We start from the raw sequence: 18,347 nt of genomic DNA, 5'->3' as shown, positions 1-18,347 counted from the left end.
GTCAGTTCTCTCCATTTTCCGCATTGGTTCGCGCTTTCTGAGCTTCCTTTACATGCTCCGGCCAGGTGGACCGAATATAGCCCAGCACGTTGCGGATCTGCTGATCCGTCAGGCTGTCGCCAAACCCCGGCATGCCGCTGTCGAACTCCATGCCCTGCTGGGCCATAAGGGCCTTGCCGCCCAGCTTGGTATAGTTGAACAGCAGGCTGTCCGAATGATGCCAGGTGTGCCCCGTTTCATCATGCGGGGGGGCGGGCAGACGCCCGTCGGGGCCGCGTGCGCGCCAGTCCGGCTGGCCTTCCAGCTGAGCCCCGTGACAGGCAGCGCAGGCTTCAGCGTAAAGGGCCTCGCCCTCGGCAATGTCCAGCCCCTCGGCGCCGGAGGCCACCGCCGGATCCTGTCCTTGCAGCATCCAAACGCCGCCAGCCACTGCCGCTGCCAGCACGGCGATGATGACTTGCCCCCTCATGTGACCCGCGCCCATGTCTTCATGTCCGAGGCCGCATGGGTGAGCATGTGGCAGTGCAACAACCTGTCACCGGGATTGTCGGCGGCAAAGGTAATGGTGCGCGTTGCGTCCACATCGTTCATTCGGCTGCTCCCCCATCAGCGTCGAGCAGATAGGTGGCGATGGCTTCACGGTCCTTTGGAGTCAGAAACCGGGTGCCTTCGCGGACCACCTCGGCCATGCTGCCGCCAAAGGCATCGCCTGATGGCGTCAGGCCCGTCTGCAACGCGTAGGACAGCGACGAGACTGTCCAGCCGTTCTTGGCTAGATCACCGGCCCGGATCGAGGGTGCCTTGCTGCCGCCCGGAAGCGCGTCATTGCCGGCAAAGGCTGCGTCAGGATCGCGGCCCCCCGCCAGATTGCGCGGCGTGTGGCAGGCCCCGCAATGGGCCGCACCGCGAACCAGTTCCCTGCCCCGGTTCCAGGCCGCACTGCGCCCCGGCAGCGGTTCCGTCCCCGGATCGTGGAAAAACGCGGCCCGCCAAAGCTTCAGTCCCCAGCGCTGATTGAAGGGAAAACCGACCGCATGATCCGGCGCGGCCTCAGGCACCGGTGCCACGGTCTGAAACGCGGCCCACAGATCGGCGATATCCTGATCGGAAAACTCGGCGTAGAAGGGGTAAGGAAAGGCCGGGAAATAGGGTTCCCCATCTGGTCCGATCCCCTGGCGGATGGCTTTTGCAAAACTCTCGGCAGTCCAGCCGCCGATGCCATGTTCGGGATCGGTGGTCAGATTCGGCGGATAGAAGGTGCCGAAATCCGTCTTCAGCGGCGCCCCTCCCGCCAGCGGGGCGCCGCCCGCTTCGAAATTCGAATGACAGGCGATACAGCCGCTGGCACGTGCCAGGTAAGCACCCCGGTTAACGTCGCCCTCCGTCGTGATCGGCTTCGGAGCGCTGCCGACCGGCCACGCGATCACCGCGGTCAGGACAACGGCAACACATGCCGCCGCCCCGCCAGACAAAAATGCGACCCGGCGCATGCTCAGTGGTCTTCCGCCCGGAACCGGGAATGACAGGCCGAGCAGACCTGTGTCGTCATCGCAAAGGCCGCATCTACAGGCATCGCGGCGATATCCTCTGCGCGCATCATCCCGGCGCCGCCGCCCATCATACTGGTGCCTGACCCCATCATGGATCCGTTGCCCATCATCGAACCCGATCCCATTCCGGAGCTATTCCCCATCATCGACCCTGCGCCCATTCCTCCGCCACCAGCGAGGCCATTCCCGGCAGCGCCCTCCAGGCCCTCGGCGTAGATTTCCAACTGCCGTGCCAGCGCCGCGAACCGATCCCAGTCTGCCCAGACCGCATCCTTGGCCTCGGAAGGGGCACCGCCAGACCCTTTAGGGAAAAGATCGGTCAGGGCCTCGCCTGCGTGTTTCTGGAAAATCCGGGCTGTGTTGCGCATGGCGGCGGCATCATAGGTCCTCTCGCCACGCATCATCGGGGTGACCGCCTTCACGGCATCCCCCATTGCCTCCATCGATTCCATCCGATCCCTGACGATGCCCTTGGCATTGCCGTGCGCAAAGGCTGCGACTGCTGTGCCGGTGATGACGATTGCTGCCAGAATGGGTGTTGTCTTCATCGTATCAATACTCCGTTGATGCTGAATTTTGCTGCCCTTGGAGATCAAGAACCCAGGAGCATCACTCGATCCCGTTCGCACGTTGCAGTTCACGCACGTAGGCAATGACCATCTTAACATCACCTGGCGTGACCCCCTCGACCGGAGGCATATTGCCAAAGGGCCAATGATGGGCGCGCACCCCGTTCTGCGCAGCCAGGATAAAGGCCATGTCGGAATGGTGGCTGGGTTCATAGACCTTATGCACCAGCGGCGGCGCAACCCCGTTCTGCCCTGCTGCGTTTTCCCCGTGACAGTCGGCACATTTGGCTTCGAAGATGGATTTTCCAAGCTGGGCATTGCCAGAGAGTTCTGTCGGCAGCGCGACCGTTGCAATCGGAGCGCCAGGGGCAAGCGCGCCCGTGTCAGGCGACGCCATCGAATGACCGACCGGTGCGGCCTCGGGTTGCAGGTACTGCCAGCCACCGACTCCGATGCCCCCAGCCAGAATGACGGCTACCACAACAGTCAACTTGTTCATTTCGTGTCTTTCTTTCGCTTTGCGTTGTGCAGATTAGTCCTAGCCTGAGGTCCGGCGTGCGCGCTACCGAGTGAATGAGACGTGCCTGTCCTCCGCCTGCTTTCAGGAAGTGAATATCGAAGACGCCCTGTGCGGCAAGCTGGGACGGCCGCGAGAAATGTATCGGTTTGTATCCTTGACCAGATCCGGCGGCGGGACGGCCTGACGAGCACAGCTTTTCGGCAAGATGATCACATCCATGCTGGCGAAAAACCAATCTAGCGACCCCGGCCGCAACCGGGTTCTATGATACGCGTGAGGATCAGCCTCAGTGGTCCTGCCTCCCAGATCTGCGCCCAGCCTGTGCTGTTCGAACGTTTGACCTGTTGGGTCCGGTCATTCCTCAAGCGTGGCCTTGCGACGGCGGAATTCATCCTCGTCGATTTCGCCCTTGGCGAGCCGTTCCCGCAGGATATCGAGCGCATCGGAGGACCGGGCGCCACCCGGGCGGCTGTCCCTCAGCCAATGCACGGCCAGCACGATCAGGGCGATGACAACGCCCCAGAAGACCAGCATCATCAGCCCGCCGAATACGCCATAGCCGCCGCCCCACATCATATGCCCGTCCCAGTGGCCTTCGGGATCTGCCATTGCTGTTGAGGCGAAAAGGCCCGCAGCAGCAGTCATACTCCAGAGTTTCAGGGTCATCTTTCTCTCCTTTCATCGGGTGTTTCTCCGGCAAGCGGGATCGTCACGATGGCGCGTAGCCCGCCTGTTTCACGGTTCCTGAGGGTGATGTCGCCGCCATGCGCCTGGATGATCGTCCGCGCAATCGACAGGCCCAGCCCATGCCCCCCGGTTTCCAGCGATCGCGACGCCTCAAGCCGGTAGAATGGATCAAAGACTTTCTCGGCCTCGTCCTCCGGAATGCCGGGGCCGTTGTCGTCAACCGTCAGGACAACAGTATCGCCCACGCGCTGCCAGCCCACCGAGGCGCCGCCGCCATAGCGGTTGGCGTTTTCGATCAGATTACGCAGCGCCCGCCGGATGGCATTGGGCCGCAAGCGCGCCTTTGTGTCAGGCCCGGCGCCAAGAGCGAAACCGCCTGGTATGTCGGCGCGCAAGGCCGAAAGAAAATCATGCAGTTCTATGGTTTCAGGGCGTTCGGATCCGGTCAGCCCGCGTGCAAAGGTCAGCGTTGCATCGACCATGCCCTGCATTTCCTGTACCGAGACCACAAGGCTGTCGCGGGTTTCCTCATCATCGACCATCTCCGCGCGGACCCGCAGGGCGGTCAGCGGTGAGCGCAGGTCGTGCCCCAAAGCGGCAAGCATCCGCGTGCGGTCCCCCACAAAGCGAGTCAGGCGGTCCTGCATACGGTTGAAAGCACGGGTAAGATCGCGCACCTCACTCGGGCCTGCGACGGGCAGTTCGGCCACATCTTCGCCGCGTCCAAGACTGTCGGCCGCTCGGGCCAGCCGCCTGAGGGGGCCAGTCAGGCGCGCCATCACGAACCAGATCACCACGACCAGCAATACCGCCGCCGACAGGGCGAAGGTCAGCATCGAATAGAGCGGCCACTGGATCGGAGGCCGTTCAAAACGGGTGCCCACGTTCAGCCATTGACCGCCACGGATCGCGATAGAGAGGTTCATCTCGACCGCCGTCAGCTCACCCCGCATCATCGCCATATGCATGTCGGTCATTTCCGGCGACAGGTTGGGCAGCGGCATCAGCTGCCCTTCGATCTGGTGCAGCTCGACACGGATATCCCGGCTGAAACTGTCGTCCAACAGCGTGCGGATACGGGCTTCGACCAGGCCGCCGTCAGAGTGGTCCATGTGCTGGACCGACGCTATATCCGCCAATTCGAAACGCACCAGCGGCGAGTTCGCGGCCCGCAGGATCGAAGCATGCAGATCGCGAGGCGCTTCCTCGATCAGCCGCGCCACATTTGCCGCGCGCCCGGCGGCTTCAAAGCCAAGCGCGGCGCGGATCGCGAGGCTGCGTTCATCCGCGAACAGGAACAGGCTGAGCAGTAGCGCTGCGACCAGTGCCGCAACGACCAGCAGGGTCAGCTGCACCCGCAGCGACATCCGGCGGCGTAATATCACGCCTCCTCCTCCACATCCGTGGCCAGGCAGTACCCGCCGTTGCGCACCGTCTTGATGATCCGGGGGCGCAGGACATCGGGCTCGATCTTGCGCCGCAGGCGGCTGATCTGGTTGTCGATGGTGCGGTCCAGAGGGCCGGCAGTTCGCCCGGCGGTAAGATCGAGCAGCTGATCGCGGCTCAGCACCATGCGCGCCCGTTCCAGCAGGACAACCAGCAACCGGAATTCCGAACTGGTCAGCGGGATTTCATCTGCGTTGTCATCAATGAGGATCTGCCGGTCGGTGTCGAGCACCAGATGTTCGAACCGCACCCTGTGCCCCGCCAGCCGCCCGGCCAGAGGGTCCTGCCGCCTGCTCCGCCGAAGGACCGACTTGATCCGGGCCAGCAGCTCGCGCGGATTGAATGGCTTTGCAAGGTAATCATCTGCACCGATCTCAAGACCGGAGATACGGTCGCTCTCTTCGCCAAGCGCGGTCAACATGATGACTGGTACCGTGCCCTCATCGGCCAGCCTCCGGCAGGCCGACAGGCCGTCTTCGCCGGGCATCATCACGTCCAGCACAACCAGATCGAAATGCCCTGCCGCAAGCTGCACGTCCATATCGGCGGCGTCCTTGGCCGCTGTCGCCCGCATCCCGTTCTTTTCAAGGTAGCGCGTCACGCTTTCACGGATCTGCGCGTGATCGTCGACGACAAGGATATGCGGCTGGGGTCCCATGCTTTTGTCCTACCGGAAAGGCCGTTAGAGTTTCACCATCGCAATTGTAGCGGATTGTATCAGACGATCGGCTTGCGACAGACCGTTACAATTCTGATGATGCGACGGCCTTCCATTCTGCGCAATCATCCCAAGGTGATGGGTATCGACCCGAACCAAAGGAGAATTTCATGCCGACATTTGTAATAACCGCAAGCATTCTCGCCGTTTCCCTGCTCACCGCCGGCGGCGCTCTGGCCGACAGCCGCCATCACGGAGGCAATACCGGCGGGGCACATATGGGGGATGAAAAGCCTCAAATGGAGGGCAACCGCCACGAGATGATGATGAAACACATGATGCATAAAATGATGCAGATGCACGGCGGCGGCGCCGGACGGCACGGCATGTCCCGGATGGACCGCGACATGATGCGGACCATGATGGGGGCGGACATGATGGATGGCATGCCTGGCAAAAAGATGCAGGTGGGCCTGAAAGACTATGACGCCGACGGTGATGGTACCCTGTCCCTTGACGAATTTTCGGTCTGGCACGCCGCGATGCTGCGCGAGACGATGGTAGACCGTTTCCAGCATCTGGATGCGGACGGGGATGGCGCCATCACCTCTGGTGAAATGAGCGCCATCGCCAATCGGATGAAACGGATGCACGGGAAAGGCATGCATGGGAACGGGGTGAACGACGGCGGCATGCACGGGACAGGCATGGGCGGGCATCAGATGATGCAGGGCATGTCAGAACAAGAATAATCCTGCATCGGCCCCTTTACCTTGGGTCCGGTCACATCGGCCGGGCCACTCCCCCTGTCGCTCGGGAACCGTTCGATGCGCCCTCTGCACGACCGCCGTCTGAGTGACAAGCCCGACGAAAAGACAAGACATGACCAAGCACCGCGAACAGCGAAGGCAGCGCAGCCTCGGAACCGTTGCCGCGACCTTGCGCTACACCCTGGCAGGAGAGGGTGATGCGGTTCGCGCGAAGACCAAAGCTTCAGAAGATCCGTGCGCAGAATGCCCTTCCATAAAACCTGCCATACTCCTTTCAATCAAGATGTCTCATTCTGTTCATGTTCGGTGCAATTTGCCAGATGCCTCCCAGCACCAGCTAATAATTTACCCACCGCGCCAAGCACCTGCGCGGTTATTCCTGCTAGGCATAGGAAAGCTATTAAGGGCTTTTTACTTTGGAAAAAGGAAGGTGAAGTTGAACCTGGCACCCCAGCCTTCTGGGCCGTTCCCGGGTGATGCGGCCCAGTACCTGACACCGCCCCCTATGGACACGGGCTGCGAGCCAATCGTGAAAACCTGTGTCACGACAACACCGATTGGAACTGACCATTCTTTGACCTCCCAGTCGTAAGTTGCCTCGGTCTGCAGAGCGTAGCTGGTCCCTGTAGGCGTAGTGTAAGAGAGGAATGGGTTTAGAAACGTTGAGTTGATCTTAGTCCCTGGATTGTCGTCAAGCGACCTGAGGTGGTTGGCAAGGCCGCCGTAGGTCCAGGGACCCCGCTGCCGGAGAGCCACGGCTGTTGGGCCTGCAGCAAAGGTGTCGGCAGACACCCCGTCCCCACCAGTGGGGTAGAGAAACACCGGACCGGCCCCCCAGATCCAGCCCCCCGCCGTGGGTACCTTCGGTGACAAGAAGAAGCTCTGGACAATGTCGCCGACGCCATTCTGGTTGATGCCAGGCCCATCCAGAGAGACGACAGGTATTATCGTGCGCGTTATCAGGTTCAAGTCATCCCCAAGATCAAAGGGGATGACCGGTTGGATGTTCAGGAGATACCGATCAGTATGGCCGCCATAGCGATCGTAATTGAACTGAAGCGGTACGCTGATCAGATCTGCGACCGGATTGGCAAGTTGCTTGGCGAGGTCATCTGTGTCCTGCGAAAAGACACTGCCGGGGATTATCAACGCTGTTATTGCGGCGAAGAGCCCGGTCAATGACATCCTTCTCCATCCGGGGTGAAAGCTGCCATCGGCATGTCGCGCCTGGTCAGTACGGAAGATATCGATCCTCATAATCAAACCTCTTATTGGACAATGCGCCATGCGGGAAAATTCCTCTGGCCGCCTGCTATTAGGCTACCTGAGCTGAGTGCAACAAATCGCGGCATTCGAGCAGACAAGAAAAAATGCCGCGCCCTGCTGGCGATCACATGAAGTACTTTGGAAAACAGCTTGAACGTGTTTTGAGCTATTGGCGTTGATTTGCGTCAAAACCACCAATCGAGAACACTGCTATTCTGCGAATGATTTTTATGAGGCATAAGCGCAATGAAGCTGCCTTCTCATTTTCTAGGTACGCTTTGTTCAGGACGCCGCACGTCGCATCGCATGCCCGTGCTGACGAAATTCCGTTCACAAAGTAGGCTCGCGATGGCTGCGCCGTCGAAGATGTGCATTGTTGGCGTGAATGCCTACAGTTGGCGAAAGCCTTCGCGATCCCGCCATCTTTTGGCTATTCTAAACGGAGCGCTGGAACCAGGTTGCAGCAGATCGGGTCGTGATATCTGGCACCTCGGAGCCTTGGAGCTCGTCGCAAGACCGCAGCTGAACCGCTGCAATATTGTGCAAGACCGACTTATCCTTCCTGCAATACCAACAACTTGAACGAACCGAAAAGGAATGAGCCCATGACCCATGACAAGTTTGGTTGCCCGTGCTGCAGTGGCACCTTTGGAAAGTTGTTTGAAGTAAGCCGAAACGTCAGCAAGCTGAAAGCCGCGGCTGAGAGTGGCACAGGCTGGTCCTGCAACTGGGGTATCAACTGGACCAGCATGGGGCGCCGGGATTTCATGAAGACGAGTGCCGCCGGTGTAGGGTTGGCAGCCGTTATGGGAAGGGGCGCCAGAGCGCAGTCGCAGTCAGTCACCGTCTTCACCAACGGCAATGTGCTTACCGTCGATGATGATTTCTCCGAGGTCGAAGCGATTGCTCTTCGCGGCAACCGTATTCTGGCAGTGGGAACCGACGGTGAGGTTCGCGCAGTGGCTGGCGCGGATGCCAAGATCGTCGACCTTGAAGGTAAGACTGTCTTGCCCGGCTTCATCGATGCTCACGCCCATGTCATTTCCGGTTCCGTGGTGGACTCCATCATGGACTATGTCGGCATGGCCCGCTTCACGACCGCCGCCGAAGTGCTGGACCACATCGCAAAGCGCGCAGCGGAAACGCCTGCGGGTGAATGGCTGGTTTTCCGCAACTTCGACCCTGCGGTTCAGGAAGGACCGGATGCGCTGACCTTTGCCGAGCTGGATCCAATCTCAACCGAGCACCCGATTTTCGTTTTAAACGCCTCGGGGCACCTGGCCTATGCCAACTCCAAGGCCTTCGAAGTCTCCGGGATCCCCAATGACATCGAAAATCCTTCGGGCGGAGAGTTTGTCCGCGATGCTGAGGGTAACCTGAACGGCTTCATGAAGAACAACGTGGCGTTCCTGCAGGTTGCCTCGCACTACCCGGGCATGATGGAGGCCGATCCGGTGGAAGGCCTGATTGGGCTGCTGGAAAAATGGGGCGCGGTCGGCCTCACGACGGTCTCGGAACTCAGCCTTGGCGCGCTAGCGCAGTCGCCTGCGGACGCGCAGGTGATGGCTGCAGCGGCGCAATCCGGGCGCCTCAAGGCGCGTATCCGCGCCTATCCTTTCTATACCTTGGGAACCGAAGCCTGGGACGAGGCGGGTATCCATCAGGGGGACGGGGATGCCATGGCCCGCATCGCGGGCTTCAAACTGGTGGCAGACGGCTCGAACCAGGGGTTCACCGGACTGCAGCGCGAACCATACCTGAACAGCGAAGACCGGGGCCTTGCCTATATGGAACCTGATGAATTGACCGCAATGGCGCTTGAGCGGGCCGGGAAGGGCTGGCACCTTGCGATCCACGGCAATGGCGATGCGGCGATCGATAATGTGCTGGACACCTGTCAGGCGCTTGTTGATGCTGGTATCGACATGTCCCGGGTCCGTCCGCGGATCGAGCATTGCTCGATACTTCACGACGACCAGATCGAACGGATGCAGCAGCTCGGTGTGTCGGCGAGCTTTCTGATCGGTCACGTTCACTACTGGGGCGTCGCGATGCGTGACGAGGTATTTGGGGAGGAAAAGGCGCAGTTGCTAGACCGATGCCGAAGCGTCGAAGAAGCCGGGGTTGGTTTCACTCTGCATTCGGATTTCATGGTGACCGACCCGAACCCGCTGCACATGATTGAGATGGCCGTCACCCGGCGCACCTGGAAAGAGCCGGATTACATTCTGGCGCCACAGGAGACGATATCGGTTGAATCTGCGATCCGGGCGCTCACCTCCGAGGCCGCATGGCAACTATTTTCCGATCACGAGGTCGGCAGTCTTGAACCGGGCAAGCTTGCCGACATGGTCATCCTCGAAAAGGACCCGCGCGATGTACCTCCCGACGCTATCAAAAACATCAGCGTTCTCGAAACCTGGATGGATGGTAGAAGGGTCTACTCGTCCTGAACGCATCACCAAGCATTTTGGGCCCGCTCCTTTGGTCTCCATCGTCCTGCCCCTCGTTTCCAAGTTTTTTATTGACCTCGCCAATGTACTGCTCGTCGGCGTGTTTGCCGCTCTTTAGCTGGTCAAAGCGATGGTTCGGATGCCCTGTGGATCGAACAGCCTGGTGCGACTGGCGCTTCGGCCAGCAGACATGCAGCTGGGCCTGTTGACGGAATGGGCACCGCCCCAGTTTCGCAAGCAACCGACACTGGCTAGGTTTTGCGAAAGATCAGTTCTGCAGCCGCGCGTTGGCACCAAGGACAAAGTTGGATGACTAAGAGAATCCTTTCACTAATCTTCGGCCCGATTTCAGTTCCTTGCCTTCTGCTTGGCCTGTTGTTCTTCGCGGCCTCTCTGACGCCGTCCCTGATTCCACGTGGCCCCGAGTTGCAGGGCGTGCTTGGCGGGTTGGTCACGGCGCTCGGATATCTGGTCGGCCAGATCGTTGCACTCATGTGGAATGCCGGTGACCTGCCGCGCTTGTCGCGCGGTCCGGCGAATGTGCTGATCTGGATCGTGTCCGGAGCGATTGTTGTGATGTTCCTGTGGGTTTTGGCTTCCAGCCTGACTTGGCAGAACGATCTCCGCCAGAAAATGGGGATGGAGCCAGCCGACGCTTTGCACCTCGCGTGGATCTCGATCATTGCGGCCGCGACACTCGTCTGCGCCTTTGTGCTCGGGCGGCTCGTCGCATCGCTGTTCCGGCTGATCCGGGCGCGCTTCTATCGGGTGATGCCGCCACGAAGGGCGAATGTGTTCAGTCTGATCGCAGTCGTACTGATCCTCTTCGTGGTCACACGAGATGGCATTCTGGACCGGACCATCGCAGTCCTTGATGAAAGCTATGAAGCGGCGCAGGCTCTGTTCGATGACGCCCCGCCACCGCCGACTGATCTGCGGAAAACCGGAAGTACGGCCTCCTTGATCGACTGGAAGGCAATCGGAAAGCCGGGCCGGGATTTCATTATGTCGGGGCCTGATGCGGAAGACATATCGGCATTCACAGGACGGCCAGCGCGCGATCCGATCCGGGTGTATGTCGGCCGTGCCAATGCGGCCACGCCCCGCGAACGTGCGGAATTGGCACTGGCTGAACTGCGCCGTCTGGGCGCCTTCGAGCGTGAGGTTCTGATCGTGGCGAGCCCCACCGGAACCGGTTGGATGGACCCTGGGTCGCATGATCCGGTCGAATACATGCACAACGGTGACATCGCCACGGTTGCCGTACAGTATTCGTATCTGCAGTCGCCACTGGCGCTGATCCTTGAGACCAGTACCGGTCTCGAGCAAGCTACTGCGCTTCAGGAGGTTGTTCACCGGTACTGGAAAACACTCCCCGAGGGCGCCCGTCCGCGGCTCTACATGCATGGCCTCAGCCTCGGTGCCTGGTCCTCAATGCATGCAACCAATCTTTTTCGGCTTCTGGACGACCCGATTGATGGGGCTTTCTGGGCAGGTCCACCGTTTCCCTCGAATTTTTGGAACTACGTCCAGAAACATCGCAATCCGGGCAGTTCCTGGGTTTTACCGCAGATCGGAGATGGTTCGCTGGTGCGCTACGCTTCACGCACCAGCGATGCGTCCGGGTCACCTTCCGCCTGGGGCCCTATGCGCATTGTCTTTCTGCAGTATTCCAGTGATCCGGTCGTCTTCTACGATCCGGCGTCTCTTTGGCGTCGACCTCAATGGATGCGTGACCCGCCCGCAGATGATATGTCCAAGCACTTTTTCTTTATGCCTATAGTGACCCAGTTTCAGTTGGCTTTGGATCTGGCGCTGTCCTTCGGCTCGCCGCCCGGGCACGGCCATGCCTACTATGCACAGGACTATATCGGCCCGTGGGTGCAGGTTACCGAACCCAAGGGCTGGACAAGCGACGATACCCAACGTCTGAAAGCGCATTGTGACAACGGATTTCAGAGAGGCTGTTCGAACTGAAATGGGCCGGGCTGCTTGGGACAAGCACTTCGTTGGCGTGGCCAGTTCAGACAAGCCGTTTGGCGCCACCGGACTATTCCGCCAAGGCAGAGAGCGTGGCGCTTCGTTTGTTTCCATGCCGGGTTCGGATATCCGTTTTCCATTTTCCGCACTTCGCTCACGCGTAAGCGAAGTGCGGAAAATGGACATTGCCAATCCATCCCTATCGTCAAATTGGCAACTCTTTGCTTGGCAGCTGTGCCAAGTGTGGGCCGTTCTCACCCGTAACGCACCCTACAATCCACATTGCGCCTAGGGGGACAAACAGGCCGGTTGGTGAAGGGACGCGAATGATTCAGAGTTGTGCTATGCCGACCTTGGCGCGACTGTGTCTCTGGCCGACCACGCAAAGGGGGGCAAGATGCTTCAGCTTTATTCCGCGATTTGGCGCGTAAGCGGTCCGCGCCAAATTGTACTGATCCTGCTTTCTCTGTCCATAGCCGCACTCGCGGCCGCGCCGCTCAAGTTTCAGCAGGACATCGTGAACCTTCTGACCGAAGGCTCTTTTGACACGTCGGAGCTCTTCATTCTCGGGGGCGGCATGATGGGCGTGGTCCTGCTCAGCCTTGGCCTGAAGTGGCTTATGGGATACCGATCTCAGATCCTTGGGGAGGACGTCATTCGTCTACTTCGCAGCAGACTGCTGGATGGGGCCGTCAGTGAACAAGGAATAAACGGTCGTGTTCGCACCGGCGCACTGTCGACCGCGATTTCGGCCGAAGCCGAAGAGCTTGGCAAGTTCACCGGGTCCGCCATCTCGGAACCGGTGATGCAGTTGGGGACCTTGATCAGCGTGATCGGCTTCATCGCATCAACGCAACCCGTGCTGGGTGTCGTAGCGCTTTTGATGCTGGTTCCGCAGATCGGGATCGTGGTCTTCTCTCAGAGCAAGGTGAACATGTTGCTAGCTAAGCGGGTGAAGATTCTGCGGCGCGCGGCTGACCAGCTGACAGAGACTGAGCTGCGCGCTGTCGTGACTTCGGTGAAGGAAGACTTCGACCGTATCTATGAAACCAGACGCACCATGTTTCACTGGAAGCTGTCGACGAAGTTCATTCTGAGCGCCATCAACGGTGCAGGCACGGTCTTTGTCTTCATGCTGGGCGGAGCGCTTGTTCTTGAGGGTCGAACGGATGTCGGCACGATCGTGGCCGCGACCCTAGGATTGAGTCGGCTGCAAGCGCCGACGGCATTTCTGATCGCCTTTTATCGCCAGGTCAGCGCTAATCGCGTGAAGTACGAACTGCTTCGTACGCTGCCTTTAGGACAGGCTGCAGCAAGCACATGAGCATTGTGGGCGGAGAGGAACTGCCCAAAGCAACCATTCAGCCTGCGCCCTTACGCAGCTGGTGTCTAGCAACCTTGTCGAGGCAAAAGGGTCAGGAAAGGTGGAACGAAGCGAGATCATGCGTGGCAGTGAACATGGTGCCCCGAGCTGACCGGACCCCACATTGATCCTGTTGCTGATCAAGCGCTTTGATCCCTGTCAAAGAACTGCCTCAGTACCACAGTATAATTTTAAGGTGAATAAAACTCACATCGCCCTTTTGGGGTGCGGTCCAGTGTTTGGGTTCTACACGGTGGCTGCTGCTCGTTCACATACAGATTTTCTGGACTTCGCCTGTCGGTAGTTCGCCCATTTTTCTACAAGCTTGGAGATTTGATATGATACGTACGATCACCATGGCCGTCGCCATCGGATTGATGTCCAATATTGTTTCAGCAGAGGAACGTTACGATCTGGTCATCACCGGCGCGCGCGTAGTCGATCCCGAAACGATGCTGGACCAAGTTCGCAATATCGGCATTTCTGGCGAAGAGATCGCCATCGTCACACCAGAAGCGATCAGCGGTGCTGACGTGATTGACGCCAGCGGGTTGATCGCCGCTCCGGGTTTCATCGATTTTCATGCCCATGGCCAGGACCCCTACAGCGAGAAGGTTTCCATCTTCGACGGTCGCACGACACAAATGGACCTCGAAGCGGGCGCCCTGCCGCTTTCGGACTACTATGAAGCCAAGGCTGGAATCTCGCTGGCGAATTATGGAGCGTCGGTTGGCCATGCTTCTGCCCGTCTATTGTTGATGGATGGCGTAGAGTCCCACGGCAGCCCTATGATGACCCACGCTCTGCAAAAGGCGGGTAAGACTGGCAATCAATGGTCCGTCAACCAAGCCACGGATGAACAACTGGATCAGATCGATGATTTGGTTACAGACGGAATTCATAATGGTGGACTCGGGATTGGCGTCATGGTCGGATACTATCCATCCGCCCGCAGTGAAGGCATCGCTCGGATGGCGCGCGTTGCGTCTGACAACCACAGTTTCCTAACCACTCATCCCCGCTACCTGAGCAACATTGCCCCTAGTGGAGTGTTAGGGCAGCAAGAGTTCATTGCCCTGTCGATGGCATACGACGTGCCACTGGTATTGCACCACATTCCGACAAACGCCCTATCCGATACAAAAGCCGCGCTTGCCATGGTTGACCGGGGCAACGCGAATGGCGCGAAGATCCTGGGAGAGGCCTTTCCCTATGTGAAAGGTTCAAGCTTCATCGCCGCCGAGATCCTCTCTCCGGGGTGGCAGGAACGGACCGGCATGGACTATTCGGATTTGATTTGGGTCGAAACCGGAGAAACGCTGACCGAGGAGACTTTCAACAAATATCGCGCCGAACGTCCCGATGGCTTCTTCGTGATGGAGCACATAAAAGAACCCGACATGATGGCCGCCATCTTGCACCCGGACATCATCATCGGCAGCGATGGTATGCCTCTGGTTGATGATGACGGGCATTCATTGCCTTTTGACGCACCATTCGGAGCTGGCCTTGGTCACCCACGCAGCGCAGGCACGTTTGGCAAATACCTCAGGATCGCGATCGACGATGGCACCCTGACCATGCCGCAGATCATCGCCAAAACAGCCTATTTGCAAGCTGAATTCCTTGAGCCTTTCGCCCCGTCAATGGCAAAACGTGGTCGTCTTCAAGCGGGAACATTCGCTGATATCACTATCTTCGATCCAGACGAAGTGAATGGAATGGCAGGGTACGATGCTGGGACGAACAGCCTCGCCTCCAAAGGCTTCGTACATGTTATTGTCAACGGACATCCGGTGATCCGTAATGGAGAATTGAACGCGGATGTTCATCCCGGGGAGGCAATTCGCGCCGGGCAGTGAACGATGGATCACTGAATAGGTCGTGCCCGGTATCTGAAACGACGTTCTAAAGTGGCCAATTCAAGCGACCACGTCGGTCGAGTCAGCCGATGCGTAGACCTCTGGCTGAACGGTAGCTTTCGGTCGCTATGCCCTACTGCATGGCACTCATTACATACTTTGCAAATCCGCTTCCTGCGCTTCGCTGACCTTGATGCCGGGCGCAGCATCCCCTGGGTCAACTGAGCAGACTTGAAGGTCCGCCTTCAGTAAGCCTTTCGCGCACGCAGCAGTGCCTTCGCTGCGCCTTGAATGAATGTCGTGATTGGGGCTGGAGCGCCGCCCCGCAAGACTGGCAGAAACTATTCCAGCGCCTAAACTCTGGTAAGGGCTGCTATGAACAGCCCAAGTCATCGGTGAGGGGCTGGGGTAAAGACCGGGACGCGCTTGGCGCGCCCCGGATCAGATCGCTTAACGGAACAGCTGCTGCAGTGTCTGTGGCGCCGAGTTGGCAATCGACAGAGCCTGTACACCCAGCTGTTGCTGGGTTTGCAACGCCTTCAATCTGGCGGATGCTTCTTCCATATCAGTATCTACCAGCGCACCGATGCCGCTCTTCATCGCGTCGGACACCTTTGAGACGAATTCGGACTGCTTCTCGATGCGGGCTGCCGAAGCCCCCAGGGCGGCGGCGCCGTCAACCGCAGTCTGAATCAGAGCCTCAATGTCGTCGATGGAAGCTTCAGCGTTTGCGGCCGTGTCGACCACTACGGTTGTCAGGTCCAGGCTGGCTTCAAAATCGACCGAGCTTACGGTGATGTTCGACGCGGTGACTGTACCCGTGGAATCGCGGTCCAGCGAGGACAGAACGGTCAGGTCGCCACCAGCGGTGTTCAGCAGGTTCGCACCGTTAAACTGCGACCCTGTGATGATCGAGGTGATCTGGTTTTTCAGCTCGGTGACTTCAGCTTCGAGTTTCCCGTTGTCCACGTTCTCCCCGGTCGCATTGACCACTTTTTCCTTCATTTCCTTCAGAAGGTCGGTGATCTGTTCGGCCCCGGCCGTTGCCACCGCCACCGTGGATTCACCCAGAGCCAGCGAGTCGCCCACGGCGTTGAAACCTGCAACGTCCGATTCCATGACTTTCGAGATCGCCCAGATGGCCGAGTTGTCCTTGGCAGTTGCGACGTCCTTACCGGTGGAAATCGCGTTCTGGGTGCTCTCCAGGTTCATGTTGATGGAGTTCAGAGTCTGCAGAGCGACCATTGCGCCGTTGTTCGTCAGAATGCTGGTCATAGCTTTTATTCCTTTAGCAATATGAGACGTTTCGTCTCGCGTGTTTGATGCCCCGAAGGGCGTCTCTGACGTCTTTCTGACTATGCGTTAAGCCATCCGGCTTCCGCGCCCCCCCGTTTCCCAAGGCGCGAGGGAACATTACCGTGAGGTTTGCTAAGGAAGTGCTAAATTGGAGACCAAGCTTATGTGAAATCCCTCAAGGGCTTTGTGACCTTGCACATACATAAGGGCTGGCTGGCATTTGATGGCGGGGACCAGGTGCGATATCGCTACGCGCCCCTTGCCGCAGCGGCGCAGGTCCGGTGTCGAGCCCGGAGCGGTGCTTGCCTCCCAGAAATTGCGTCGTCATAGTTTGAAACATGGAATATCCGCCTTGGTTGCCAGCCCCGGAAAACACACACGCAGGCAGAATTCTTGCGATCGCCCGCTGCATCTTTGACATGCACTTCTGCATAGAAAACCCACGCGGAAGCGGGCCGATGAAGGTCTTTGACAATATGTGCAGTGGCGACCTTGAAAAATCTGCGACAGTTCTGAACCTTGCGGGCTTCACAGAATTTATTGATGACTTTGGGCGAAGGAGTATTTTTTCCTGTGAACCAAAGGACTTCTCCGTAATAGCCAATTCCGAAAGAGCCCTAAACGTTGATCCTAAACTTGTTTCGGAAGCAGTCATTCGCCTCGCCAGCGGTTCTGTTTGCTCAAGCGAGGAAATCCAGTATCTAGCCAAGGAACTGGAGTAGGGGCCTTGAGTTCAAATCACCGCTTTGTCCGCGTTCCCGCCGTACGAAAGTGGTCGGCGGCTGCGCCTGCGGCGAAGGTCAGCTCTTCCTTGCGCGCCTGCGGCATGGATCGCTCGCCATGTCGCCAGATCCGCCGACTTTGCAAAGGTCGCTATCTGCGCTTAGCCGACGGTCGCGCAGGATGCGTTGACGGGCAGCTGAGCTACTCCCCATCTCTTGGACATGATCTGGCGTAATTTAAGCTACTCGTTGCACCTGCTGATCGGGTTGGTAGATATCATTTCTCTGCCAGTAGACCAGCGCCGGAGGCTTGCCGCCGAGGGCTGAATGAGAGCGCTGGTGGTTGTAGAAGGTCATCAATTTCCGGATGGCCGCTTTCGTTTCCGAACCGGTCTCCCAGGCGTGCAGGTAGACGCATTCGTATTCCAGTGTCCGCCATAATCTCTCGATGAAGATGTTGATCCGCTGCCCGGCAGGCCATTGCGCAGCAATATCCCGAGAGGGGAGGAAACACCCCTTTCCGTCCATTGAGATCCGCACGCCGGATCGGCGAAGCCGGTCCGTCCAAGCGAAGGAGGTAAACTGAAATCCTTGATCGGTATTCATTATCTCGAGCGGGCCGAACTTGTGGATGGCCTTGTTCAGCGCGACCTTCGCCTTGAACTTGAGTGCGTGCTGTTTCCGTTTCGACATCTCTGATCTCTTTCTCGTCGAAGATCTGCAGACTGCAAGTCGTAGCTTATGTCAGTGTCCGAATTTCGGGGGGAGCTCAGACACGCGCCGGTGCCACAGCGCGATCCTCGCGCGCGACGCGGTGCCGATCATTCCGATCCGCAAGAATGGTCGATTGTGGAAGGAAGACTGCCCGGCAGCATGCGTCCGCAACGAAACCCTGCGCGCCATCCGATACTATGGCCGGGACTTCTGGAAGCGCTGGACGGGCTATCACGCCCAAAGTCGGGTCGAAGCGAAGATGCGCTGCCTGAAAGCCTTCGGAGAACGCATCGACGCCAGAGACCCCGACTGCCAGACCGCCAAAGTCCACATCCGCATTGCCCTTATGAACCGCTTCTCGGCCCTCGGCACCGCCGAAATCCAACGCGTGTCATAACGACAACGGAGTAAGGGGAAGTCACCTCTCACGCGTGGGTAATGCAACAACGCCCGCCGACAGCCAGAGTTCGACGCCCCCAGTCGCGCCAGCA

The 18,347-nt window shown here is 58.8% G+C and carries 17 protein-coding genes and 1 pseudogene; 7 read left to right on the top strand and 11 right to left on the bottom strand.

Annotated elements, in window-relative coordinates:
• Position 1: 1 nt before the first annotated feature.
• From AC5SSZ_RS02575 to AC5SSZ_RS02540, 8 genes are all read right to left on the bottom strand, one after another.
• Positions 2-469, bottom strand: a complete 468-nt coding sequence (locus tag AC5SSZ_RS02575) for a c-type cytochrome (protein WP_495436716.1) — start codon at positions 467-469, stop codon at positions 2-4.
• Positions 466-591, bottom strand: coding sequence for a multicopper oxidase domain-containing protein (locus tag AC5SSZ_RS02570; protein ID WP_425537451.1), 126 nt, complete (start codon positions 589-591; stop codon positions 466-468). Before AC5SSZ_RS02570 ends, AC5SSZ_RS02575 begins: the two co-directional genes overlap by 4 nt.
• Entirely contained in the window at positions 588-1,490 is a 903-nt protein-coding gene (locus AC5SSZ_RS02565) for a c-type cytochrome (protein WP_495436714.1), read from the bottom strand. The genes AC5SSZ_RS02570 and AC5SSZ_RS02565 overlap by 4 nt, the downstream gene beginning before the upstream one ends.
• A 2-nt stretch (positions 1,491-1,492) precedes the next feature.
• Positions 1,493-2,098: a c-type cytochrome gene (locus tag AC5SSZ_RS02560; protein ID WP_495436712.1), complete on the bottom strand. Its 606-nt coding sequence runs from the start codon at positions 2,096-2,098 to the stop codon at positions 1,493-1,495.
• Between the two features lie 61 nt (positions 2,099-2,159).
• Positions 2,160-2,618 carry a c-type cytochrome gene (locus AC5SSZ_RS02555; protein WP_495436710.1) on the bottom strand — a complete coding sequence of 153 codons (459 nt, stop codon included), beginning with the start codon at positions 2,616-2,618 and terminating at the stop codon, positions 2,160-2,162.
• Between the two features lie 375 nt (positions 2,619-2,993).
• Complete coding sequence (locus AC5SSZ_RS02550) at positions 2,994-3,305, bottom strand: SHOCT domain-containing protein (RefSeq protein WP_237028427.1); 312 nt, start codon at positions 3,303-3,305, stop codon at positions 2,994-2,996.
• Positions 3,302-4,693: an ATP-binding protein gene (locus AC5SSZ_RS02545; protein ID WP_495438313.1), complete on the bottom strand. Its 1,392-nt coding sequence runs from the start codon at positions 4,691-4,693 to the stop codon at positions 3,302-3,304. Before AC5SSZ_RS02545 ends, AC5SSZ_RS02550 begins: the two co-directional genes overlap by 4 nt.
• Positions 4,694-4,707: 14 nt before the next feature.
• Positions 4,708-5,430, bottom strand: coding sequence for a response regulator (locus AC5SSZ_RS02540; RefSeq protein ID WP_495436708.1), 723 nt, complete (start codon positions 5,428-5,430; stop codon positions 4,708-4,710).
• Positions 5,431-5,600: 170 nt separating this feature from the next.
• Between AC5SSZ_RS02540 and AC5SSZ_RS02535 the strand changes: the two genes are divergently transcribed.
• Positions 5,601-6,182 carry a hypothetical protein gene (locus AC5SSZ_RS02535; protein WP_495436706.1) on the top strand — a complete coding sequence of 194 codons (582 nt, stop codon included), beginning with the start codon at positions 5,601-5,603 and terminating at the stop codon, positions 6,180-6,182.
• A gap of 429 nt (positions 6,183-6,611) precedes the next feature.
• Here AC5SSZ_RS02535 and AC5SSZ_RS02530 read toward each other — a convergent pair whose 3' ends face one another.
• Positions 6,612-7,457 carry a transporter gene (locus AC5SSZ_RS02530; protein WP_495436704.1) on the bottom strand — a complete coding sequence of 282 codons (846 nt, stop codon included), beginning with the start codon at positions 7,455-7,457 and terminating at the stop codon, positions 6,612-6,614.
• A gap of 614 nt (positions 7,458-8,071) precedes the next feature.
• Here AC5SSZ_RS02530 and AC5SSZ_RS02525 point away from each other — a divergent pair.
• From AC5SSZ_RS02525 to AC5SSZ_RS02510, 4 genes are all read left to right on the top strand, one after another.
• Complete coding sequence (locus tag AC5SSZ_RS02525; RefSeq protein ID WP_495436702.1) at positions 8,072-9,919, top strand: amidohydrolase; 1,848 nt, start codon at positions 8,072-8,074, stop codon at positions 9,917-9,919.
• Between the two features lie 309 nt (positions 9,920-10,228).
• Positions 10,229-11,896 carry an alpha/beta hydrolase gene (locus tag AC5SSZ_RS02520; RefSeq protein ID WP_495436700.1) on the top strand — a complete coding sequence of 556 codons (1,668 nt, stop codon included), beginning with the start codon at positions 10,229-10,231 and terminating at the stop codon, positions 11,894-11,896.
• A 400-nt stretch (positions 11,897-12,296) separates the two neighbouring features.
• A complete protein-coding gene (locus AC5SSZ_RS02515; protein ID WP_495436699.1) occupies positions 12,297-13,223 on the top strand; it encodes an ABC transporter transmembrane domain-containing protein in 927 nt (308 codons plus the stop codon).
• Positions 13,224-13,600: 377 nt separating this feature from the next.
• Positions 13,601-15,124: an amidohydrolase family protein gene (locus AC5SSZ_RS02510; protein ID WP_495436697.1), complete on the top strand. Its 1,524-nt coding sequence runs from the start codon at positions 13,601-13,603 to the stop codon at positions 15,122-15,124.
• 450 nt (positions 15,125-15,574) lie between these two features.
• Here the strand turns inward: AC5SSZ_RS02510 and AC5SSZ_RS02505 are convergent, their stop codons facing one another.
• Complete coding sequence (locus AC5SSZ_RS02505) at positions 15,575-16,399, bottom strand: flagellin N-terminal helical domain-containing protein (RefSeq protein WP_065271064.1); 825 nt, start codon at positions 16,397-16,399, stop codon at positions 15,575-15,577.
• 479 nt (positions 16,400-16,878) lie between these two features.
• Between AC5SSZ_RS02505 and AC5SSZ_RS02500 the strand changes: the two genes are divergently transcribed.
• Positions 16,879-17,142 (top strand): hypothetical protein, encoded by a 264-nt coding sequence (locus AC5SSZ_RS02500; protein WP_495436695.1) that lies wholly within the window; start codon positions 16,879-16,881, stop codon positions 17,140-17,142.
• Positions 17,143-17,379: 237 nt separating this feature from the next.
• Here the strand turns inward: AC5SSZ_RS02500 and AC5SSZ_RS02495 are convergent, their stop codons facing one another.
• Entirely contained in the window at positions 17,380-17,835 is a 456-nt protein-coding gene (locus AC5SSZ_RS02495; protein WP_495436693.1) for a transposase, read from the bottom strand.
• Between the two features lie 70 nt (positions 17,836-17,905).
• On the opposite strand from AC5SSZ_RS02495, the pseudogene AC5SSZ_RS02490 reads away from it, so the two are divergent.
• Positions 17,906-18,253, top strand: a pseudogene (locus AC5SSZ_RS02490) (transposase); the annotation flags it as partial.
• Positions 18,254-18,347 lie beyond the last annotated feature (94 nt).

The organism is Phaeobacter sp. CC-HEC084 (assembly GCF_059429255.1).
Note: the sequence above shows the minus strand (reverse complement) of the source record. Positions and strands in the feature narration are given on the sequence as shown.